The organism is Microbacterium dextranolyticum, assembly GCF_016907295.1.
GTDB lineage: Bacteria > Actinomycetota > Actinomycetes > Actinomycetales > Microbacteriaceae > Microbacterium > Microbacterium dextranolyticum.
In genome coordinates this window covers 795769-816785 of the sequence record NZ_JAFBBR010000001.1, presented here as the reverse complement: position 1 = coordinate 816785, position 21017 = coordinate 795769, and the positions used below count along the sequence as shown (strand labels likewise).

The 21017-nt window shown below is 69.6% G+C and carries 18 protein-coding genes; 8 read left to right on the top strand and 10 right to left on the bottom strand.

Annotation, left to right across the window (positions count from 1 at the left end):
• Positions 1-36: 36 nt before the first annotated feature.
• From JOE64_RS03560 to JOE64_RS03550, 3 genes are all read right to left on the bottom strand, one after another.
• Positions 37-1998, bottom strand: a complete 1962-nt coding sequence (locus tag JOE64_RS03560; protein ID WP_204962987.1) for a helicase HerA-like domain-containing protein — start codon at positions 1996-1998, stop codon at positions 37-39.
• A gap of 4 nt (positions 1999-2002) precedes the next feature.
• Positions 2003-2647, bottom strand: coding sequence for a phosphatase PAP2 family protein (locus JOE64_RS03555; RefSeq protein ID WP_204962986.1), 645 nt, complete (start codon positions 2645-2647; stop codon positions 2003-2005).
• Between the two features lie 122 nt (positions 2648-2769).
• Positions 2770-4107 (bottom strand): multidrug effflux MFS transporter, encoded by a 1338-nt coding sequence (locus JOE64_RS03550; protein WP_204962985.1) that lies wholly within the window; start codon positions 4105-4107, stop codon positions 2770-2772.
• A gap of 197 nt (positions 4108-4304) precedes the next feature.
• Between JOE64_RS03550 and JOE64_RS03545 the strand changes: the two genes are divergently transcribed.
• Together JOE64_RS03545 and JOE64_RS03540 are read left to right on the top strand one after the other, a co-directional pair.
• On the top strand, positions 4305-5018 hold the full coding sequence (locus tag JOE64_RS03545) for a thioredoxin-like domain-containing protein (protein ID WP_204962984.1): 714 nt from the start codon (positions 4305-4307) through the stop codon (positions 5016-5018).
• The gene (locus tag JOE64_RS03540) at positions 5015-5689 is read left to right on the top strand and encodes a DUF305 domain-containing protein (RefSeq protein WP_204962983.1); all 675 of its coding nucleotides are present in this window, start codon (positions 5015-5017) and stop codon (positions 5687-5689) included. The genes JOE64_RS03545 and JOE64_RS03540 overlap by 4 nt, the downstream gene beginning before the upstream one ends.
• Positions 5690-5699: 10 nt before the next feature.
• On the opposite strand, the gene JOE64_RS03535 is transcribed toward JOE64_RS03540, so the two are convergent.
• The 4 genes from JOE64_RS03535 to JOE64_RS03520 form a co-directional block, all read right to left on the bottom strand.
• Positions 5700-8561, bottom strand: coding sequence for an HAD-IC family P-type ATPase (locus JOE64_RS03535; RefSeq protein ID WP_204962982.1), 2862 nt, complete (start codon positions 8559-8561; stop codon positions 5700-5702).
• Between the two features lie 95 nt (positions 8562-8656).
• On the bottom strand, positions 8657-9634 hold the full coding sequence (locus tag JOE64_RS03530) for a carbohydrate ABC transporter permease (RefSeq protein ID WP_204962981.1): 978 nt from the start codon (positions 9632-9634) through the stop codon (positions 8657-8659).
• Complete coding sequence (locus tag JOE64_RS03525; RefSeq protein WP_204962980.1) at positions 9631-10977, bottom strand: carbohydrate ABC transporter permease; 1347 nt, start codon at positions 10975-10977, stop codon at positions 9631-9633. Before JOE64_RS03525 ends, JOE64_RS03530 begins: the two co-directional genes overlap by 4 nt.
• A gap of 121 nt (positions 10978-11098) precedes the next feature.
• Positions 11099-12427 carry an ABC transporter substrate-binding protein gene (locus JOE64_RS03520; RefSeq protein WP_204962979.1) on the bottom strand — a complete coding sequence of 443 codons (1329 nt, stop codon included), beginning with the start codon at positions 12425-12427 and terminating at the stop codon, positions 11099-11101.
• A gap of 228 nt (positions 12428-12655) precedes the next feature.
• On the opposite strand from JOE64_RS03520, the gene JOE64_RS03515 reads away from it, so the two are divergent.
• The gene (locus JOE64_RS03515) at positions 12656-13684 is read left to right on the top strand and encodes a LacI family DNA-binding transcriptional regulator (RefSeq protein WP_204962978.1); all 1029 of its coding nucleotides are present in this window, start codon (positions 12656-12658) and stop codon (positions 13682-13684) included.
• Positions 13685-13754: 70 nt separating this feature from the next.
• On the opposite strand, the gene rplL is transcribed toward JOE64_RS03515, so the two are convergent.
• Together rplL and rplJ are read right to left on the bottom strand one after the other, a co-directional pair.
• Positions 13755-14141 carry a 50S ribosomal protein L7/L12 gene (gene rplL / locus JOE64_RS03510; RefSeq protein ID WP_204962977.1) on the bottom strand — a complete coding sequence of 129 codons (387 nt, stop codon included), beginning with the start codon at positions 14139-14141 and terminating at the stop codon, positions 13755-13757.
• Positions 14142-14181: 40 nt separating this feature from the next.
• On the bottom strand, positions 14182-14697 hold the full coding sequence (rplJ, locus tag JOE64_RS03505; protein WP_204962976.1) for a 50S ribosomal protein L10: 516 nt from the start codon (positions 14695-14697) through the stop codon (positions 14182-14184).
• Positions 14698-14972: 275 nt separating this feature from the next.
• Between rplJ and JOE64_RS03500 the strand changes: the two genes are divergently transcribed.
• The 5 genes from JOE64_RS03500 to JOE64_RS03480 all read left to right on the top strand — a co-directional run bounded on the left by JOE64_RS03500 (position 14973) and on the right by JOE64_RS03480 (position 20016).
• The gene (locus JOE64_RS03500; protein WP_204962975.1) at positions 14973-15638 is read left to right on the top strand and encodes a hypothetical protein; all 666 of its coding nucleotides are present in this window, start codon (positions 14973-14975) and stop codon (positions 15636-15638) included.
• 79 nt (positions 15639-15717) lie between these two features.
• A complete protein-coding gene (locus tag JOE64_RS03495; RefSeq protein WP_204962974.1) occupies positions 15718-16440 on the top strand; it encodes a YqaJ viral recombinase family protein in 723 nt (240 codons plus the stop codon).
• Between the two features lie 182 nt (positions 16441-16622).
• Complete coding sequence (locus JOE64_RS03490) at positions 16623-18311, top strand: MDR family MFS transporter (RefSeq protein ID WP_239531693.1); 1689 nt, start codon at positions 16623-16625, stop codon at positions 18309-18311.
• Positions 18312-18321: 10 nt separating this feature from the next.
• Positions 18322-18783, top strand: a complete 462-nt coding sequence (locus tag JOE64_RS03485; RefSeq protein ID WP_271202442.1) for a MarR family winged helix-turn-helix transcriptional regulator — start codon at positions 18322-18324, stop codon at positions 18781-18783.
• A 180-nt stretch (positions 18784-18963) separates the two neighbouring features.
• Positions 18964-20016 carry an NADP-dependent oxidoreductase gene (locus JOE64_RS03480; RefSeq protein WP_204962973.1) on the top strand — a complete coding sequence of 351 codons (1053 nt, stop codon included), beginning with the start codon at positions 18964-18966 and terminating at the stop codon, positions 20014-20016.
• Between the two features lie 60 nt (positions 20017-20076).
• Here the strand turns inward: JOE64_RS03480 and JOE64_RS03475 are convergent, their stop codons facing one another.
• Positions 20077-21009, bottom strand: a complete 933-nt coding sequence (locus JOE64_RS03475) for a LysR family transcriptional regulator ArgP (protein WP_204962972.1) — start codon at positions 21007-21009, stop codon at positions 20077-20079.
• Positions 21010-21017: the final 8 nt, after the last annotated feature.

The window sequence follows — 21017 nt, the reverse complement described above, 5'->3', positions numbered from 1 at the left end:
CCTATCGGATCCCTATCGGAGGAGGGGCGGGACGGGTCAGCGCCGGCGGCCGTTACCGAAGATGCCGCGGATGACGGAGTTCAGAATCGTCTGCGTCGATGTGGAGTTCAGGACCTGCTCGAGCGCCGACTTCTGAGGCTTGCTCCGCGGCGACCCTCCGGATGCCTTCATGAGACGGTCGTACTCTTTCTGACGCTCCTTCTCGGCCGCCGCCTCAGCCTTGGCCGCGGCTGCCTGCTGCTTCGCGAGCTCCTTGTCCGCCGCGGCCTGTTCCTTGTCGGCGGCGGCCTGCGCTGCGGCGGCCTCGTCGGCGGCGACCTTCTCGGCGGCGGCGTTCATCTTCGCCGCGAGGATCTCGCGCGCCGATTCCGGATCGATTGCGGTGCCGTACTTCGCGAGCAATGGCGAGGCCTGCACGGCCTTCTCGATGTCGGGATCGGGCGTCGGCGACATGAGCCCCTGCGGCGCACGCAGGCGCGTCCAGGCCACGGGCGTCGGCGCTCCCCGCTCGCTCATCACCGTGACGATCGCCTCACCGGTGCCGAGTTCCTGCAGCACCCGTTCGAGGTCGTAGCCGCTCTTCGGGTAGGTCCCGACGGTGGCGCGCAGCGCCTTCGCGTCGTCGGGCGTGAAGGCGCGCAGCGCATGCTGCACGCGCGAGCCGAGCTGCGCGAGAACGTCGCCGGGGACGTCTTTCGGGGTCTGCGTCACGAAGAAGACGCCGACGCCCTTCGAGCGGATGAGGCGCACGGTCTGGGTGATCGAGGCGAGGAAGTCCTTCGAGGCATCCTTGAACAGCAGATGCGCCTCGTCGAAGAAGAAGACGAGCTTCGGCTTGTCGGCGTCGCCCACCTCGGGCAGCAGCTCGTACAGCTCCGCGAGCAGGTACATGAGGAACGTCGAGAACAGTGCCGGTTTGTCGGCGACGCCGGGCACCTCGAGCAGCGAGATGACGCCGCGCCCGTCGGGCGCCGTCCGCAGGAAGTCGTGCACATCGAACTCGGGCTCGCCGAAGAAGACGTCGGCCCCGTCGTCGGCGAACGTGATGAGCTCGCGCAGGATGACACCCGCCGTCGCCGCCGAGAGGCCGCCGAGCTCCTTGAGCTCGCCCTTGCCCTCGTCGCTCGTGAGCCAGGTGAGGACGGCGCGCAGGTCGGAGAGGTCGACCAGGGCGAGGCCGTTCGCGTCGGCGTAGTGGAAGACCAGTCCGAGGCTCGATTCCTGCGTGGCGTTGAGGCCCAGCACCTTGCTCAGCAGCAGCGGACCGAAGCCCGACACGGTCGCGCGCACCGGCACACCCTTGCCGATGCCGCCGAGGGCGAAGTACTCGGTGACGGATGCCTCCGGCGTCCAGTCCTGGCCGATCGCCTTTGTGCGGGCGAGCAGCTTGTCGCTGGGCTCACCCGGCGTCGCGACGCCGGAGAGATCGCCCTTCATATCGGCCGCGAAGACAGGCACGCCCTTGGCGGCGAGCTGCTCGGCGAGGCCCTGCAGGGTGCGGGTCTTGCCGGTTCCGGTGGCTCCGGCGACGAGCCCGTGCCGGTTCATCATCGCGAGGGGGATGCGGATCTGCGCGCCCGCGACAGGGTCGGTGTTCATCAGCGCGCCGAGATCCAGCGTCGCCCCCTCGAAGGTGTACCCCTTCGTGATCGCGGCGACCTGGTCGTGGTCGAGCGGCCCCGCGGATGCCTCGGGCACCGCCTCGGCCGGCTTCTCCGTCGGGGCGGCCTGTCCAGCGGCCGATTCGGCGGTCGGCTCCTGAGGAGATGCGGATTCCTGAGGAGGCTCTGGGGCCGATTCCTCGCTCTGCGCCGACTTCTCCTCAGCATCCGCCGCTCCAGCACCCGCGGCATCCGCCCCGGCAGCACCTGCCGCACTCGCCGCGGCCGCCTGTGCGGCGGCGAGCGCGGCTTTGGCCTGCGCGAGCTTCAGCGCCGCTTCGGCGGCCTCGGCTTCGGCTTGCAGTCGGGCGATCTCAGCGGCATCCGGCGCGTTCATGTCGTCAGCCTACCGACGAGAGGTGTCGCCGCTCACGGTCGACTCGGGTCGTCAGGGCGGCCGCGACGACGAGTGCCATCCCGGCGCCGACGAGCGCTCCGCCGACCGTGTCGCTGAACCAGTGCGCGTGCACCTGCGTCCGACTGAAGGCCATGACGAACACCCACGCGCCGCCGACGACGGCGACCCACACACGGGGAAAGAGCACGACGGCGACGACCGCGATGGTGGCGGCATTGGCGGTGTGCCCCGACGGGAACGATCCGTGATCGGACACGACGATCATGTCTTCGGGCCGCGCCCGCCCGAAGACCGCCTTCAGCACCTGCACCCCGGCGGCGCTGGCGGCCGACGCCACGAGGACGAACAGCGCTCCCCACGGGCGTCGGAGCGCCCAGAGCGCGGCGGCGCCGCCGAGCGGGATCACGAACGTCGCGAACCATCCCCCGCCGAGGAAGTTCAGCACGAGCGCGACGGGATCGAGCGGCGCGAACAGCGAGACGACGCCGTTCCACCAGTCGTCGAGATCGACGTCGGCCTCGACCGTGACGAGGATGCCGAGGACCACCGCCGCGGCGACGAGCAGCACGCCGGTCACGAGGCGTTGCAGCGCGGTGGTGAGGCGTTCGTCGTCGACCGGGGCATCCATCGCCTCAGTGTGGCCGACGGGTCCGGCCCAGGCCGGGGGGCCACACCGAGAACGCACGACGCGCCCCGGGGTTCGGGGGTCGGACTCGCCGCACCTGAGCGCGGATCAGGCCCCGGCGCAGGTCAGGGCGCGAGCCGCTCCACGGTACGGGGGCGCACGACGAGCCAGAGCGCGAGGCATCCGATCACGGCGCAGCCGACCATCACCGACGCCATCGTCGTCGCGGTGATGCCGGCGTCGTGCGCGACCCATCCGACGATCGGCGAGATGAGGCCCGCGACGCCGAAGTTGCACGCACCCAGCACCGACGCCGCCGTACCCGCCGCCGCGCCGTGCCGGTCGAGCGCCAGCACCTGGACGCACGGGAACGTGAACCCGCAGGCCGTGATGAACACGAACAGCGGCACCATCGTGCCCCACAGGCCCAGGCCGAACTGGTCGGTGACGATGATGGCGGAGCCCGCGACCACGAGCACGGCGGTCGACACCGCGAGCACCCACTGCGGACCGAATCGTGCCGCGAGGCGGGATGCCAGCTGCACACCGAACACGATGCCCAGTGAGTTCACCGCGAACAGCAGTCCGTACTGCTGCGCGTCGAATCCGTACCCCTCTTGGAAGAGAAAAGAGGACGAGGACAGGTAGGAGAACAGCCCGCTGAAGGTCATTCCGCCGATGATGAGCACCCCGAGGAAGACGCGGTCCCCGAAGACACTCCGGTAGCGCTGCAGCACGGCGCGACCGCCTCCCGCACTGCGTCGCGCCTTCGGCAGCGTCTCGGGCACGAGCAGGATCGCGGAGACGAGCATGACCGTCCCATAGATCGCGAGGACGACGAACAGTCCGCGCCACGGCATCACCGCGAGAAGTGCCGACCCGATCAGCGGGGCGATGACCGGCGCGACACCCGAGACGAGGGCGAGCCGGCTGAGCATGACGACGAGCCGGCGTCCGCCGAACAGGTCGCGGACGATCGCCATCGCCACCACGCCGCCCGCGGCGGCACCGACCCCCATCAGCACGCGCGCGATGCTGAGCAGGAGGAGGTCGGGGGCGAGCGCGGCGGCCGCGCTCGCGAGCACGTGCAGAGCAGTGACGGCGAGCAGCGGAATGCGTCGACCCACCTGGTCGCTGAGCGGCCCGACGATGAGCTGACCGAGGGCGAAGCCGATCATCGTGCCGGTCAGGGTCAGCTGGATCGCCGCCGCCGTCGTGCCGAAGTCGGCCTGCAGCACCGGGAACGCCGGCAGGTACAGATCGATCGTGAAGGGCCCGAGCGCCGTCAGAGCCCCGAGCAGCAGGATGTACACGACGCGACGGGAGGCCGGAATCGCATCGCCCGGATGCAGGACGATCGGCGCCGTGGCGGGGTCGGACCCGAGGGTGCGGATCGCCCCCGTGGACGAGGTGGGGCGGCTCGCGGCGTGGCCGGCGGTGGGAATGGTCGAGGTGTCGCGCACGGGATCCCGTCGATGGCAGTGAGAGAAGGAGGATGCGCCCGGGGTGCGGGCGGAAAAGGGTCGAAACGATTCGACGTCTCGGACGATTCTACCCGCGGGCCGACCCGCGGTCTCATGCGAGCGCATAAAATCGGGAGGGTGCGCGCGCCGCGGTGCCGCCGACCCACCGTCGAACCGAGCCGAGCGAGATCATCCCCATGACCCCGACGACACCCCCGAACAAGCGACAGAGCGGCAACCCCGCCACCCAGGCGAAGATCCAGCAGTCGGTCAAACACCAGCGCGAAGAGCAGAAGCGCGAGAAGCTCGCCGAGTACGAGCGTCAGCTCGCCCGACGCCGTCGCGGCCGGTTCACGTGGTGGGTGGTCGGCAGTGCAGCCGCGCTCGCGGTGGTCGCCCTCGTCGCGGCATCCGTCATCTTCGCCCCGCCCGGCGCGCCCGATTACTCGGGGCAGGCGTCGGGCGCCCGGATCGACGGCGTCGAGACGTTCTCGAACGAGACGCGCCACGTCGAGGGCACGGTCGACTACCCGCAGAACCCCCCGGCCGGAGGCCCGCACAACCAGTTCTGGCTCAACTGCGCTGTCTACGACGAGCCGCAGCAGAACGAGAACGCCGTCCACTCGCTCGAGCACGGCGCGGTGTGGGTCACGTACGACCGCACCCAGGTCTCGGGCGACGAGCTCGATCGCCTCCGCGCCCTGATGCCGTCGAGCTATGCCCTCCTCTCCCCGCACGAAGGCCTGCCGAGCCCCATCGTGCTGAGCGCCTGGAACGCGCAGCTGAAGGTGCAGGATGCCTCGGATCCGCGGATCACCGCGTTCTTCCAGGAGTACTGGCGCAGCCAGAGCGTGCCCGAGCCGGGGGCGCCCTGCACCGGCGGCATCGACGGGCCCGGCAAGAGGTCATGACCCCTCGCGCCGCTGCTCGCACGCTCCCGCCGTGGTGGGCGGTGCTTCTCGTCGCGATCCTGGCTCTCGCCGCCGCCTTCGCGATCGGGCGGTTCTCGACGTTCGGTGCCGCCGCCCCCTCCGCTCCGGGCACCGACTCACCCGAAGCCGGTTTCGCTCGCGACATGCAGGTGCACCACGCGCAAGCGGTGGAGATGTCGATGGATATCTACCGCACGACGCAGAACGATGCCGTGCGCTCGCTCGCCTACGACATCGCGACGACGCAGTCGGCCCAGAGGGGCGAGTTCTACGACTGGCTCGTGAAGTGGAGCCTTCCGCAGGCCGGCGGTCCGCTCATGGCATGGATGACCATGCCGGGCAGCGGCCACGCGCACAGCGGCGACACGAATGCCGCGCCCGCGTCCGACGCCGAGCTGAGGGCGCAGATGGGGATGGCGACGACGGCGGAGCTCGACGCGCTGCGAGCCGCGACCGGCACGGACGCCGACTGCCGGTTCCTCTCGCTGATGATCCGGCACCACCGGGGTGCCGTGCCGATGGCCGAGGCGCTCTCACAGCAGGGCACCGATCCGCGCGCCCTGCAGGTGGCTCAGGGCGTCGCTGCGACCCAGTCCGCCGAGATCGACCTCATGGAATCGCTGCAGCGCACGCTGGCCTGCACCGGGTGACCGGCGCCGGTCACCCGCGACCCGCGTGCAGCACCGGCCGGAAGTAGCCTCCGGCCGGCGGCGCCCAGAGCCCGGTCACGACGACGGCGTACACGACGATCTGCACCGCGGACCACCAGCTCCAGTCGTGCGAGACGACGAGACTCCACACCTGCAGAGCGACGAGCACGCCGGTCGCGGCCGTCACGAACACCCGTGAGAGCCCGCTCGCGTGTGACAGACCCGCCGCGGCCGCAACCGACAGCAGCCCGAACAGCATGATCCCCACACCGATCAGCGACACCTCGAAGACCTCGTCGCCGGGCACGTCGTAGCGGGCGAGCAGGAACAGCAGGCCGAACAGGGCGCTCGCCAACCCGCCGAGATACACCAGCACGACGGCGATCGACACGGGGATCGGGCGGCGCGGGGCATCCGTCGGATGCGCCGCGATCGCCGGCGTGCCACCGGTCGCCTCGGCTCGCGCGATGACGCGCTTCTGCACGGCCCGGACGATCTCCACGGCGATGATCGCCGCGAGCGAGCACACGGCGACGACCGTCGCGGTGAGCTGGCTCGGATCGACGAGCACGAAGAAGCCGCGCGCGAACCCGATCGAGAAGATCACGACCAGGGCGACGAACATCGCCCCCACGACCGCGCCCTTGTACCGGTTGAGCGGTCGGCTCAGCACCGACAGGATCCAGATGCCGACGACGGCGAGGATGATCGTCGCGCCCGTCCGCACCTCGTCGACGCCGATGCCCGCGGCCCGCACGATCAGCGTGTACGTCGTCAGGGTGATCGCGACGACGAGACCCGCCGGGATCGCGAAGCTGAGCGAACGCCGGAGGAATCCGGGGATGTACCGCTGCGCGTTGGGCATGAGGGCGAGGAAGAACGCGGGGATGCCGATCGTGAGCCCGTCGGTGATCGACAGCTGCCGCGGAAGGAACGGGAACTCCAGCAGCAGGACGCCGAACAGGATCGCCAGCAGCGTGGCGTACGTGGTCTTGGTGAGGAAGAGCATCGAGACCCGTTCGATGTTCGCGATGACCTGACGACCTTCGGCGACGACGTCGGGAAGGTGCGAGAACCGCCCGTCGAGCAGCACGAGCCGGGCCACCGCCTTCGTTGCCGCCGCGCCGGAGTTCATCGCGATGCCGATGTCGGCGGTCTTGATGGCGAGGGCGTCGTTCACCCCGTCACCGGTCATCGCGACGGTGTGCCCGCGCGACTGCAGCGCCACGACCATCCGCTTCTTCTGTTCGGGCGAGACCCGCCCGAACACGTGTTGCTCCTCCATGACGTCGGCGAGCGCATCGTCGTCGTCCGGGAGGGTCCGTGCGTCGTAGCCCTCGTCGACATCGAGGCCGACCTCGCGCGCGATGGCCGCGACGGTGCGCGGGTTGTCTCCGGAGATGACGCGGATGCCCACGCCCTGCTCGCGGAAGTACTCGAGGGTCTGCGCGGCGTCCGAGCGCACCTTCTCGCGGAACGTGAGCACCGCGACGGGGCGGACGTGTGCCGGCAGCTCCTCCGCGTCGGCCTGCGCCGCGGTGAGCGACGCCGGCGCGAGACCCAGCACGAGCGTCCGCCGCCCCGAGGCAGCGCGGTCGATGACGACCGCACCCAGCGGGTCGTTCCGATCGGTGGCGGATGCCCCGAAGATCATCTCCGGCGCGCCGAGGACCCACGTCCCCTCCGCTCCCGCGAACGAGACCGCGCTCCACTTACGCGCCGACGAGAACGCGATCGACTCGGATGCCTCGAGCGGCGCCTCTTCGCCGAACGGCCCCCGCAGTGTGCGGGCGGTGGCATTGGCATCCGGCGCCGTCCCGTACCACCCGAGCACCCGCTGCCAGCGATCGGCCTCGACCAGCACGGTCGCATCGCCGTAGGTGATCTGGCCCTCCGTGAGGGTGCCCGTCTTGTCGAGGCAGATCACGTCGACGCGGGCGAGGCCCTCGACCGCGGGCAACTCGTTGACGAGCACCTGGCGAGCGGCGAGCCGCGCCGCACCCACCGCGAAGGTGATCGAGGTCATCAGGACGAGCCCCAGGGGGATCATCGCCGTGAGCGAGGCGATCGTGTTGACGACCGCCTGCACCCAGGCACCCGATTGCCACGCCGAGCGCCAGCCGCCCGCGACCTGCATCTGCGCGTTCAGCACGAGCAGACCGATCGGGCCGATCCCCCAGCCGACCCACGTCAGCACGCGGTTGATCGAGTCGCGCAACTCTGATCCGACGAGAGAGAACCGCTTCGCCTCGTCCGCGAACGCGTTGGCGTAGGCATCCGCACCGACGCGGACCACCTGCGCATCGCCGTCTCCGCCGACGACGATCGACCCCGACAGCGCGTCGTCTCCCGGCCGCTTGTCGACGGCGTCGGCCTCGCCGGTGAGCATCGACTCGTCGATCTGCAATCCGCGCGAGGTCACGACCCGGGCGTCGGCGGGCACCTGGTCGCCCGCGCGCAGCACGAGGATGTCGCCGAGGACGACCTCTCCCGGCGCGATCTCCGCCTCGACACCGTCCCGCCGCACGCGCGCCGCCGCGGCGTTCAGCAGCGCGAGCCGGTCGAGCGCCGCCTTCGCCCGGAACTCCTGCACCGAGCCGATGACCGCATTGGCGACCGCGGCGAATCCGAAGAGGGCGTCCTGCCAGCGTCCGAGCGCGAACAGCACCCCGAAACACGCGAAGACGATCCCGTTGAAGAGGGTGAAGACGTTCGCCCTGATGATGCTGGCGGCACTGCGACTGGTGTCGGCCTCGTACGCGTTGGTCTCTCCTGCGGCCACGCGCTGCGCGACCTCGGCGGCAGTCAGGCCCGTCGAGGGGTCGACCTCGTCGACGGCAGGAGCGGAAATCGGATCGACCGACGGCGTCATGACTTCACCCTAGGACGCCGACGGCTCCGGGCGGCGAGGATCGCCGTCACCCGGAGCCGTGGCCCCTGCGGCCCCGAACGGGCCGCCGCGCGCGGTCAGCCTTTCGTCGCCCCCGCGAGGAGCCCCCGGACGAAGAACCGCTGCAGGGCGAAGAACACCACGAGCGGGACCAGAATCGAGATGAACGTGCCCGCCGCCTGCAGGAACCACTGGTCGCCCCAGGTGCCCGACAGCGAGTTGAGCGACTGCGTGATCGGCAGCGAGGACGACGGCGCGAAGATCGTCGCCACCAGCAGGTCGTTCCACACCCAGATGAATTCGAGCACCGCGAAGGATGCCAGGGCCGGCGCGGCGAGCGGGAGGATCATCCGGAAGAAGATCTGCCCGTGGCCGGCACCGTCCACGCGCGCGGCCTCGATCACCTCGCTCGGGATCTCCGAGATGAAGTTGTGCAGCAGGAACACGGCCAGCGGCAGCGCGAAGATGGTGTGCGCGATCCACACCGTCGCGAAGCTGTGCTCGAGCCCCCGCAGATCGAGGGGCGGGAAGATCATCACGTCACCCACCGACAGGCCGCGGGAGAAGAGGCTCAGCAACGGCACGAGGGCCATCTGGAGCGGCACGATCTGCAGGGCGAACACGGCGATGAAGGCGATGTTGCGCCCCGGGAAGTCGATCCAGGCGAACGCGTAGGCGAGGAGCGACGCCGTGGCGAGCGCGAAGAACACGACCGGGATCGTGATAGCGAGCGAGTTGAGGAACGACTGCCCGAGGGTCAGCGCGGTTCCTCCCGAGGTGAGCGCCTTCTGGTAGTTCTCCACCGTGAACGCCGGGTCGACGAACACCGTCCACCACCCGGTGCTCTGCACGTCGGAGCCCGGCCGCAGCGACGTGACGAACAGCCCGAAGGTCGGGATCGTCCAGAAGATCGCGATGACGAGGGCCGCGATCGTGGCGCCCTTCGAGGTCAGGCGCTTGCGCGCCATCGCCTCGTGCTTGCGCGTGTCGCGCGAGAGCTGTCGGGCCGTGCGGGTGTCCGCGACGGGCTCGATGATGTCGACGGCGGTGCTCATCGGATCTCCCTCTGCTTGCGGATCTGGATGATGTTGAAGACGATCAGCGGTGTCACGAAGATGAACAGCACGACGGCGAGCGCCGCCGCGTGGCCGTAGCTCTGGAAGCGCTGCTGCTGGTTGACCATCTCGAAGGCGAGCACCGAGGTGTTCGCCCGGCCGCCGGTCATGACGGCGACGATGTCGTAGATCTTGAGGGCGGCGATGGCGATCGTGGTCACCACGACGACGATCGACGAGCGGATGCCCGGCACCGTCACGTTGCGGAACCTCTCCCAGGCGTTCGCGCCGTCGAGCTCGGCGGCTTCCATCTGCTCGGTCGGCACGGCCTTGATCGCGGCGGAGAGGATCACCATGGCGAGCCCCGTCTGGCTCCAGATGAAGACGACCATGAGCAGCAGACTGTTCACCAGGGGCGTGACGCTCAGCCAGGCGACGGGATCGCCGCCGAAGAGGGTCACGATCGCGTTCAGAAGACCCAGCTGGTCGCCCTGGCGGTAGTCGTACATGAACTTCCAGATGATGCCGGCGCCGACGAACGAGATCGCGAACGGCATGAAGATCAGCACTTTCAGGAACTTCTCCCCGGCGGCGCGATCGATGAAGACGGCGTAGGCGAGGCCGACGACCGTCGCGATCGTCGGGCAGATGAGCACCCAGATGACCGTGTTGATGACCGACCACGTCCCCTCGGGCTGGGTGAAGACCCACACGTAGTTCTCGAAGCCGACGAACTCTGCACCTGTCTTGTCGTAGAACGACTGCACGAACGTCGCGATGAACGGGTAGATGAGACCGATCAGCAGCAGGACGGCGGCGGGAGCGGCGAACAGGACGAGCTGGAACAGGTAGCCGGCGCCCTGCCGGGCGCGATAATCGAGCAGGAACAGCGCCGCACCGGCGACCACGGCGATGCCCAGCACGTAGATGAAGGCGTTCTGGTACGGCCGCAGCAGCATCAGCGCGATGACCGGGATCGCGAAGCACGAGCCGAGCCGGATCCAGAAATACACCCGACCGGCGCGCGGGGCGTACTCGATCAAGAGCAGCAGGATGCCCACGACAGCACCGAACACGACGAGGATGATCGGGATCTGCACGATCGGCCCCATGACGCCGAGCCACTGGAAGAACGCGGTGAGCGAGAGCCCCGGGATGACGATCTTCGCGGGATCGGAGACCGGCGCGCTCAGGAGCAGCAGCACGACCAGGGCGAGGACGATGACGAGGGCGCCGACGGCGATGAGCGTCGTCGTGCGCGAGGAGAAGGATCGGCGCTCGCGCGGCGGAGGCGTGACGCCCTCCGCCTGACGTCGCGCGGGCGCGGTGGTGGGTGCGGACATCGAGGAGCCTCCGTGTGCTTCGGCGAACGCGGGACGAGGGATGACGAGAGTGCACGCGCCGCGGGCGGGGGCCGACGTGTCGTCGGCCGCCCACCCGCGGATCACGCGCGGGATGCGGTGATCAGTTGTTGTAGCCGGCCTGGATGTCGCTCAGGACCGTGGCCTGGTCCTTGCCGTCGATCCAGTCCACCATGCCCTTCCAGAACGAGCCCGAACCGACCGTGGCCGGCATGAGGTCGGAAGCGTCGAAGCGCACCGTCGTGTTGGGATCCTGCAGCAGCTTCATCGCCTCGACGAGGAACTCGCTGGATGCCTTGGACGGGTCGGCCTTGAGGTTCGCCGAGATGGCGCCGCCCTCGCTGACGCGGGCGTTGGCGAAGTCGGGCGAGGACATGAACTCGAGAACCTTCTGAGTGGCCTCGCTGTCGGAGAAGCCCGCGACGAACTCGCCGCCGACCTCGATCGTGGCTGCCCCCTCCTTGTAGCCCGGGAGCACGAACGCGTACACGTCGCCGTCGGGCGCGACCTTCGGCGTCTCACCGGAGGCCGTCTTCACGGTGAGGAAGTTCGCCGTCAGGAACGACGCCTGGTGGGTCATCGGGCACGAGCCGTCGGCGACCTTGGCCGCGACATCGCCGAACGCGGTGCTGTTGATGCTCTTGACATCACCGAAGCCCGCGTTGACGTACGCGGGGTTGCGGACGATGTCGCCCACAGCCGTGAAGGCATCGGCGATCTTCGGGTCAGTGAATTTCACCTCGTTCGCGACCCACTGGTCGTATACATCGGGGCCGGACTGGCGCAGCACCAGGTCTTCGATCCAGTCGGTTCCGGGCCACCCGGACGCGCCGCCGGACTCGAAGCCCGCGCACCAGGGCGCCGCGCCGGTCTTCTCCTGGATGGTCTTGGTGAGCGTCAGCAGCTCGTCCCATGTCTTGGGGACCTGGACGCCCCATTCCTTGAACTTCGCCGGCGAGTACCAGACGTAGCCCTTGATGTTGGCCAGCATGGGTGCCGAGTAGAAGGTGTTGTCGAAGGTGCCGTACTTCTTCCAGTCCGGCGACCAGTTGGCATCCACGTTGTCCTCGACAGCCTTGGGCGCGGCCTTCACATCGCCCGTGCCGACGAGCGTCTTCAGCAGACCCGGCTGAGGGACGATCGCGATGTCGGGCGCGTCGCCACCGGTCACCTTGGTCACGATGTTCGCCTCGAAGCTCTTGTCGCCCGTGTACTGGACGGTGACGCCGCTCGTCTTGCTCCAGTCGTCGAAGACCTTCTGCAGAGCATCCGCCTCGGATCCCGTGATGCCGCCCGCGATGCGGACCGTGCCTCCGGCCGAACCGCTCGCGCCGCCATTGCTGCTGCCGCCCTCGGCGCAACCGGCCAGTGCGAGACCCGCCACACCCATGATCGCCAGTGGCGCGATCCAGCGCCGCCGTGACATCCCCATGTGATTCCTCCTCATTGAGTGCTCAGATGTTCCCTGTGCAGGGGGTTCCCCGTAGGGAACCGTTTCCACGTCACGGTAAGCGAGAAACGATCCGCGCACAACGCCTGGAAGATCACGACCAGATAACGGCCTGAGATCGGGCGTGGGAGCGCACCCATTCCTCGGCAACCGGTTCCATATCCTGGGCGGTTCTGAGTAGGGTTCTCCAAGACTCGAGGAGGAGCGGGTATGGCGGGGATCGCGGAGGTGGCTGCACGGGCCGGTGTGTCGAAAGCGACCGCGAGCCGCGCGCTCAGCGGCACGGGTTACGTGTCGGATGCCACACGCGAGCGCGTGCGCCGCGCCGCCGACGACCTCGGCTATGTCCCCTCCGCGGGCGCGGTCAGCCTCGCCACGGGACGCACGCAGACGATCGGCGTCGTCATGCCGTACGTCAACCGCTGGTTCTTCGCGGAGGTGCTGGAAGGCATCCAGCGATCGCTGTTGGAACGCGGCCTCGACCTGACCCTGTACGACGCGAAGCCCGGCACCGAGGGGCGCGCGCGGATCTTCGACGACTTCCTCGCGCGCAAACGGTTCGACGGCCTGATCGCGGTCGGACTCGAGCCCGTCAACCAAGAGCTGGAACGACTGACCCGGATCGGGCGCCCGATCGTCAGCGTCGTGGGCGACGGCGAAGAGACGAGTGTCGTCGCCGTCGACGACGACTACGCCGCCCGCCGAGCGACCGAGCATCTGATCGGGCTCGGCCACCGCGACATCGCGTTCGTCGGCGGCGCGCCCGAGAGCCACTGGGCGCACGTCGACCAGCAGCGCCTCGCCGGCTATCAGCGCGCCATGAACGACGCCGGTCTCGCCGATCGGGTGCGCCACGTGCACTCCCCCGTGACCATGCCCGGCGGGTATGCGGCATCCGTCGACCTGCTCGGCGACGCCCGTCGGCGCCCCAGCGCGATCGTCGGAGTCTGCGACGAAGTCGCGATCGGCACGATCATCGCCGCGCGCCGCCTCGGGATCTCCGTGCCGTCCGCCCTGAGCGTCGTCGGCATCGACGACCACGAGTTCGCTGACATGTTCGCCCTCACCACACTGCAGCAGGTACCGCGCGAGCAGGGCACGGCCGCCGTCGAGCTCCTGCTGGCCGAGATCGCCGATCCGCCCCGGGCCCGCACGAGACTGCGGATCCCTTCGCGCCTGATCGTGCGGAACTCCACCGCCCCGATGGACGGCATCGACCCGGGCGCGCCCCTGCTCTGACGCGCGTCGCGGAACGACGACGGCCCCGGGATCCGTGGATCCCGGGGCCGTCGGTACGCGCGGGGCGTGATTACTTCAGGGTCACCGAAGCGCCGGCCTCTTCCAGAGCGGCCTTCGCCTTCTCGGCAGCCTCCTTGTTCGCGCCCTCGAGCACGGCCTTGGGGGCACCGTCGACGACGGCCTTGGCCTCGCCGAGGCCGAGCGAGGTGAGCTCGCGGACGACCTTGATGACCTGGATCTTCTTGTCACCAGCGGCCTCGAGGATGACGTCGAACGAGTCCTTCTCCTCGGCCTCTTCGGCGGGGGCACCACCGGCGGGGCCGGCAGCGGCGACCGCGACGGGGGCGGCGGCGGTGACGTCGAAGGTCTCCTCGAACGCCTTCACGAACTCGGACAGCTCGATGAGCGTGAGCTCCTTGAACGCGTCGAGCAGCTCCTCAGTGCTGAGCTTTGCCATGATTTTCTCCTTGATTGGGGTTTGCTACTCCGGGCCGAGATCAGGCCGCGGACTCCTGCTTCTCGCGCAGCGCGTCGACCGTGCGAACGGCCTTCGACGGGAGCGCGGTGAAGACGAATGCCGCCTTGGTCAGCGAGGCCTTCATCGCACCGGCGAGCTTCGCCAGCAGGACTTCACGGCTCTCGAGATCGGCGAGCTTGTTCACCTCGTCGGCGGTCAGAGCGGCACCGTCGAAGTACCCGCCCTTGATCACCAGCAGAGGGTGTGCCTTGGCGAAGGCACGCAGGCCCTTCGCGACGGCGACCGGGTCACCGTGCACGAAAGCGATGGCAGACGGGCCCTTCAGCTCGTCGTCCAGCCCCTCGACCCCGGCGTTGCGCGCCGCGATCTTGGTCAGCGTGTTCTTCACCACGGCGTACTCCGCGTCCTGACGGATGCTGTTGCGGAGCTCCTTGAGCTCGGCAACCGTCAGCCCGCGGTACTCGGTCAGCAGGACGGCGGTCGAGCTCTCGAAGTTCTTCGTGAGCTCGGCGACCGATGCTTCCTTCTGCGCCATGGCCACTCCTTGTATGAATGAGACGTCACGCGGTGGCGAGACGCCGCCTCGACGGCGCCGGCTGCGCCGCACACGAAAAAAGCTCCGGCGCAAGCGCACGGAGCTTCGGGCCCGGTCTCCCGGGAAGTTCGGTGTCACCTGCGCGGGCCCCGTGAACGGGCTTCGTCGACGTGAGCTTTCGCACACGCCGAGACCAGCGGTCTTTGGCTCTGAAGAGTTTACGTGAGAACCGGCGCACCGACAAATCCGCACGCTACCTTCGAAGAGTGTTCCGCATGATCCTCCCCGAAACGGTCGCCGACCTGGTCGACGCCGAGGACGAGGCGACGGCGGACACCTCCAAGACGGCGACACCTGTGCCGGCGACATCTGAGCCGTCGGCACGTGCGGAGGCCGCGGCCGAGCGCGTGCGCGCGGACTACGGACGCAGCGACCGCTGGCTGATGGGCCTGCTCGGAACCGTCGGCGCGGCGATCGCGTGGGCGGTCGTCTGCGTGGGCATCGAGTCGGCGACCACGGGAGCACGTCCGGCCTTCGACCTCGCCTTCAGCGGCATGACCCTGGTGGCAGGCGCCGCGCTCGGCATCCCCGCCGTCTGGATGCTGACGTCTCTCCACCGCTCGGGGCGACGCCTGCTGCGGGCCGCCACGGTGCTCTCCGCACGCGCCGGCCACCTCCCGGCGCCGGCCGTGCGCCCCGTGCGCTCACTTCCCGCCAACCTCCTCGTCCGGCTCGCCACGAGCGCCGCTGCGGTACTCGCCACCCTTGCCGCAACCGCCGTCGCCGTCCGCGGCGCGGCCACCGGCGAGGGCCCTGCTTTCATCGCCCTCTACGTGGGCTGGGCCGCACTGTCCGGGGCGGCGTCGATCGGCCAGTTCGGCGGAGTGCGACGGGCCTCCGGGCTTCCGGCTGCCCGGGCGACGCCGGCGCGGCTGCACTGACCGGAACCGATCGAGGCGGAGCCGCGCGCGATGGGTGTCGCATCGACCTCGGCCCGGACATCGGGTTAGCCTCGTTCTCATGACTCCGGAGGCCTTCGCGCGCATCGCCCCGGAACTGGCCGCTCGCGTGGTCGCGGATTCCCGCGATCGGGTCGGCTGGATGCGCGCGCGCTCGCGCGGCATCACGGCGACCGACGTCGCCCAGCTGACGAGCCACACCGCGATCGCCCGCGCCGCCGACGCCAAGCTCGGCGGCGGACGCGGATTCTCGGGCAACGCCTACACCGACCACGGCCGTCGGCGCGAACCCGAGATCGCCGCGTGGGTTGCCGCGACCCATGGCATCCAGCCGTCGTCCGCGCTGTTCCACGCGGTGGTCGAGAAGCGCCATCTGGCGACGCCCGACGGCATCGCCGTCGACCCGGACGGGCGCGTGACCCTCGCGGAGATCAAGACGACCAACAAGACGTGGCGCTCGATCCCCCGCACGTATCTGCGCCAGGTGTGGTGGCAGCAACACGTGCTCGGCGCCGAGCGCACCCTCGTGGTGTGGGAGGAGCATCACGGATTCGTTCCGGTCGGAGACGAGCCGAAATGCGCCTGGGTCGAGCGCGACGAGCGCGAGATCGGCCAGCTGGTGCGCCTCGCGACCGAGTTGATCGACGAGCTCTACCGCCGCACGATGCACCAGCGCACACAGGGCGCCACCCCGCCGGTGGCCGGGTCCGTCCTCCCGGTTCCCGCCCAGCAGCACGCCCCCCGCGCCCGCGAGCCGTTCCGCGCCCTCGCCCTCGCCGACTGACGCCCCGCGCCCCGCGTGATCCGCGCGCTCTGTGCGCGCGAGACGCCGTCGCGGCGGCGGATGATTGACTCCGGTCAACAATGCGCCTATAGTTGACCAGTCTCAACGATTGATCCAGGTCAACCAATCAGCACAGGCGGCCCGACGACGCACCGCGTGCTCGTCTCCCCGAAGGAACCATCATGTCCGCCACGCTCTCCGACTCGCTCGCGAAGCCGCGCATGACACCGCGCCAGGTGCTCGAAGCCCTCTCCGGCCTCCTGCTCGGCATGTTCGTGTCGATGCTCGCTTCCACGGTCGTCTCCACCTCGTTGCCCGTCATCATCCACGACCTCGACGGCAACCAGACCGCATTCACCTGGGTGGTGACCGCGACCCTCCTCACCACGGCCATCTCCACTCCCGTCTGGGGCAAGCTCGCCGACCTCACCAACCGCAAGGTGCTGTACCAGCTCGCGATCGTGATCTTCGTGCTCGCGACGGCCGCGGCGGGCTTCTCGCAGAGCCCCGAGATGCTCATCGCATTCCGCGCCGTGCAGGGTGTCGGCGCGGGCGGCCTGGCGGCTCTCAGCCAGGTGCTCATGGCCGACATCATCAGCCCGCGCGAGCGCGGGCGCTACATGGGTCTGTTCGGCGGGGTGATGGCACTCGCCACGATCGGCGGCCCCCTTCTCGGCGGCGTCATCACGGACGCCTGGGGATGGCGGTGGAACTTCTTCGTCGCCTTGCCCGTCGCCGTCGTCGCGCTCATCCTCGTGCAGCTGACGCTGCACGTCCCGGCGCGCGCGACGCGGAAGAGCTCGATCGACTACCTCGGCATCGTGCTGCTGTCCGTCTCGGTCTCGCTCCTGCTCATCTGGGTCACCTCCGCCGGCACGAGCTTCGACTGGTGGGGCATCGAGACCTTCCTCATGGTGGGCGGTGCACTCCTCGCGGCGGTGCTGTTCGTGATCGTCGAACTGCGCTCGAACGAGCCCCTCATCCCGCTGACCCTCTTCCGGAACCGCACCTTCACACTGTCGGTCATCGCCTCGATCGCCACCGGCATCGCGATGTTCGGCGCATCGGTGTTCCTCAGCCAGTACATGCAGCTCGCGCGTGGCGCGACGCCCACGGAGGCGGGACTCATGACGATTCCGATGATCGGCGGTCTGCTGCTGGCATCCATCGGCGTCGGTGCACTCGTCACGAAGTTCGGCGTATGGAAGCCCTACCTCGTCGCGGGTTCGATCTCGCTGATCGCCGGCGCCTTCCTCCTGTCGACGATCCACTACGACACCGACTTCGTGCTCGTGTCGATCTACATGTTCCTCCTCGGCGCCGGCGTCGGCATGACGATGCAGAACCTCGTTCTGGTGGTGCAGAACACGACCCGCCCCGAGCAGATCGGGGTCGCCAGCTCGGGCGTCACCTTCTTCCGCAGCCTCGGCGGCACGATCGGGGTGTCCGTCATGGGCGCCGCCCTCGCCGCCCGCGTGACCGACCTGGTCGCCGAGCGCACGCAGGACATCACCGCGGCGGTGATGACACTCGGCGACAAGGCCCAGTACTGGGGCGAGCAGCTCCAGTCGGGGTCGCTGCCGAAAGTGTCGGCCATGCCCGAAGCCCTTCGGGTGGTCTTCGAAGACGTCTACGCGAACGGCATCTCCCACTCGTTCCTGATCGCGGTCCCCTTCGCCCTCCTCTCGCTGGTGGCGATCGTGTTCCTGCCGAACAAGCCGCTGACCACGATGACCACCGCCGAGCGGATGCAGGCCAGCGAGGCGGATCTCGCGACGGTCTCGGTGCCCGAGGCCATGGCGGGACTCACCGCCACCGGAGCGATTCCGACCCCCGCAGGTCTGCGCGGCAGCGACGCGCGCGCTCGCTAAGGTCGAGATCGTGACCATCGACGAGCTCCAGGCCCGCACGGACGCCGTGCGGGCCCTGGAGGGCGAGTTCGGCGAGCTGATCAACCGCATGCGCCGACTGCTCGCCGACAACGCGCACCGCGTGAGCCCGGGCATGCTCCCCGGGGCATACAAGGTCTTCACGACCATCGCACGGCGCGAACGCGTCGCCCAATCGGCCCTCGCCGACGCTCTCGTCGTCGACAAGGGCCAACTGAGCCGGACCGTCCGAGAGCTCGAACAGCTCGGACTCATCCGACGCGACCCCGACCCTGACGATCGGCGCGCCAGCATCCTCTCCCCCACGCCCTTCGGCCTCGAACGCCTCTCCTCGGCGCGGGAACCGCAGGAGAGCTCACTCGTGTACGCGCTCGAGCAATGGCCGCTCGACGACATCCACACGCTCACCCGACTGCTCCATGCCCTCACCGCGGGGGTCTCTCCGACCTCCTGAGCCGGCGGTTCGACGTGTGTTCCGAGCCTGCGCGGTGGTTCCCGGCGAGGTTCTCCCCCCGGTAGCACCGACGTAACGTGGTCGAGACAATGGGACTGTTGACTGAACGCACTCAGGACCTCTGGGGACGCGCGCTCCGCCCGGCGGGCGCGTCGTCGACACGCACGCGGAAGGGCGATGATGGCCGCTCGTAGTTTCTCTCGGTTCCGACCCCTGCGCGCGACGTCGGCGCCGGAGGCGCCCGCCCTGGCCGATGCACCCGCCGCGCCCCGCACCATGCGAGCGGTCGTCTTCGATGCTCCCGGCGACGCCGACGTGCTCCGCGTGGATTCCGTGCCCACCCCCTCGCCCGTCCTCAGCGAGATCCTGGTGCGCGTCGTCGCAGCCGGGGTCAACCCCATCGATGCGAAGACGCGCTCCGGCGCCGGCGTGAGCGGCGCGATCGCCGCCTACCCGAGCACGCTCGGGTTCGACTTCAGCGGCGTCGTCGTCTCGTCACCGTACGAGGCGCATCCCTTTCCGGTCGGCACCGAGGTGTTCGGCATGGCTTCCTTCCCGCGCTCAGGCGGTGCATACGCCGAGTACACCGTGGCCCCAACGCTCTCGATCGCCCGCAAGCCGCAGGCGCTGTCGCACGCCGAGGCGGCCGGTGTGCCCCTCGCCGCACTGACGGCGTGGGGGCTGGTGGTGGAGACCGCGCACGCCCATGAGGGGCAGCGCATCCTCATCCACGCGGGAGCGGGCGGCGTCGGACACTTCGCCGTCCAGTTGGCGGCGTACTTCGGCGCCCACGTGACGGCGACGGGGTCGGAGCGCAATCTGACCTGGCTGCGGGAGCTGGGGGCATCCGTCGTCATCGATTACGCCACGACGCGCTTCGAAGACGTCGTCGGCGACGTCGACGTCGTCATCGATCTCGTCGGCAACGTCCACGACGACACGGGAACGCGATCGCTGACCGTGCTGCGCCCCGGCGGCCTGTACGTACTGGTGCCGACGGGATCGTGGCCGGGGTACGCGGCCGCCGCAGCGGATGCCGGTGTGCGCGCGACCTCGTACAAGGTGATCCCCGACGGGGGCGTGCTGGCCACGATCGCGCGACTGCTCGAGTCCGGCGCGATCCAGGTCTACGTCGATCGAGTGTTCGGTCTCGACGAGGCACCCGCCGCGCATCGTGAGCTCAAACGCGGCCACACCCGCGGCAAGATCGTCCTCTCCGTCAGCGAGGCCTGACGGCGGCTCCCTCTGCGCTTCGGCGTCTCGCGGCGCGGCGGCCCGCCAGGGATCGGCCTGTCACACGGCGGACGGCCACGGGGACAGGGCGCGGCGCCCTTCGTCGATGATCTCCTGCGCGACAGCGTCGAGCAGCGGAGATGTCAGGTTCCACTGCTGCCAGTACAGCGGCACGTCGATCGGCGGTCCACCGAGGGGCACGAGCGAGCCTCGGGCGAGACCTGCGGCCGCCTGCAGGGCGGGCAGCAGAGCCCAGCCGACGCCGAGCTCAGCGGCCGTCGCGAACTCGTGCGATGCGGGCACGCGGTGGCGCGGTGGCCGCGACGGGTCGATGTCGTGGCCGACGAGCCATCGCGTCTGCAGCTCGTCGCGCCGATCGAAATCGATCAGCGGCGCGGCGTCGAGCGCCTCCCGCATGCGCGCGTCCATCATCCCGCCACCCGGCTCGGGAACCGTGACGCCGGGCAGCCAGCGCTCGACGTAGACAGGTGCCGCGACCGCGACGTACCGCAGCACCCCGAGGGGCGCGACCCGGCATCCGCTCACCGCGTCGCTGCGCGAGGTGACGGCCCCCATCACGGTGCCGTTCTCGAGCATGGCGGCGGTGAAGTCCTGGTCGTCGCGGTGCAGGTCGAACGCGACGGGGCGGGATGCCGCGAGGCGGACGATCGCCGGCAGGAACCACGTCGCCAGCGAATCGGCGTTCACCGCGAGGGGAACGCTCGTGACGTCCGCTCCCTCACCGAGATCGGCCGCGGCGTCGTGCGCGAGGAGCGACACCTGCCGGGCGAACCGGACGACGGCGTGGGCGGCGTCGGTCGGCCGTAGCGGCTTCGTCCGCACCAGAAGCACCCTTCCGAGCTCCTCTTCCAGGGCCCGGATCCGCTGACTCACGGCGGAGGGGGTGATGTGGAGCTGCTCGGCCGCGGCCTCCATCGTGCCCGCATCGAGCACGGCGGCGAGGGTGAGAGCACCCTGGGCGGAGATCCGCATGATGAAGT

Excerpts from the sequence above, each read along its gene's own strand:
- JOE64_RS03525 (WP_204962980.1), bottom strand. The coding sequence starts at position 10,977 with ATGTCCGCACCCACCACCGCGCCCGCGCGACGTCAGGCGGAGGGCGTC.
- rplL (WP_204962977.1), bottom strand. The coding sequence starts at position 14,141 with ATGGCAAAGCTCAGCACTGAGGAGCTGCTCGACGCGTTCAAGGAGCTC.
- JOE64_RS03515 (WP_204962978.1), top strand. The coding sequence starts at position 12,656 with ATGGCGGGGATCGCGGAGGTGGCTGCACGGGCCGGTGTGTCGAAAGCG.
- JOE64_RS03500 (WP_204962975.1), top strand. The coding sequence starts at position 14,973 with ATGATCCTCCCCGAAACGGTCGCCGACCTGGTCGACGCCGAGGACGAG.
- JOE64_RS03555 (WP_204962986.1), bottom strand. The coding sequence starts at position 2,647 with ATGGATGCCCCGGTCGACGACGAACGCCTCACCACCGCGCTGCAACGC.
- JOE64_RS03520 (WP_204962979.1), bottom strand. The coding sequence starts at position 12,427 with ATGGGGATGTCACGGCGGCGCTGGATCGCGCCACTGGCGATCATGGGT.
- JOE64_RS03480 (WP_204962973.1), top strand. The coding sequence starts at position 18,964 with ATGGCCGCTCGTAGTTTCTCTCGGTTCCGACCCCTGCGCGCGACGTCG.
- JOE64_RS03495 (WP_204962974.1), top strand. The coding sequence starts at position 15,718 with ATGACTCCGGAGGCCTTCGCGCGCATCGCCCCGGAACTGGCCGCTCGC.
- JOE64_RS03530 (WP_204962981.1), bottom strand. The coding sequence starts at position 9,634 with ATGAGCACCGCCGTCGACATCATCGAGCCCGTCGCGGACACCCGCACG.
- JOE64_RS03475 (WP_204962972.1), bottom strand. The coding sequence starts at position 21,009 with ATGCGGATCTCCGCCCAGGGTGCTCTCACCCTCGCCGCCGTGCTCGAT.
- JOE64_RS03490 (WP_239531693.1), top strand. The coding sequence starts at position 16,623 with ATGTCCGCCACGCTCTCCGACTCGCTCGCGAAGCCGCGCATGACACCG.
- JOE64_RS03560 (WP_204962987.1), bottom strand. The coding sequence starts at position 1,998 with ATGAACGCGCCGGATGCCGCTGAGATCGCCCGACTGCAAGCCGAAGCC.
- JOE64_RS03545 (WP_204962984.1), top strand. The coding sequence starts at position 4,305 with ATGACCCCGACGACACCCCCGAACAAGCGACAGAGCGGCAACCCCGCC.
- JOE64_RS03540 (WP_204962983.1), top strand. The coding sequence starts at position 5,015 with ATGACCCCTCGCGCCGCTGCTCGCACGCTCCCGCCGTGGTGGGCGGTG.
- rplJ (WP_204962976.1), bottom strand. The coding sequence starts at position 14,697 with ATGGCGCAGAAGGAAGCATCGGTCGCCGAGCTCACGAAGAACTTCGAG.
- JOE64_RS03535 (WP_204962982.1), bottom strand. The coding sequence starts at position 8,561 with ATGACGCCGTCGGTCGATCCGATTTCCGCTCCTGCCGTCGACGAGGTC.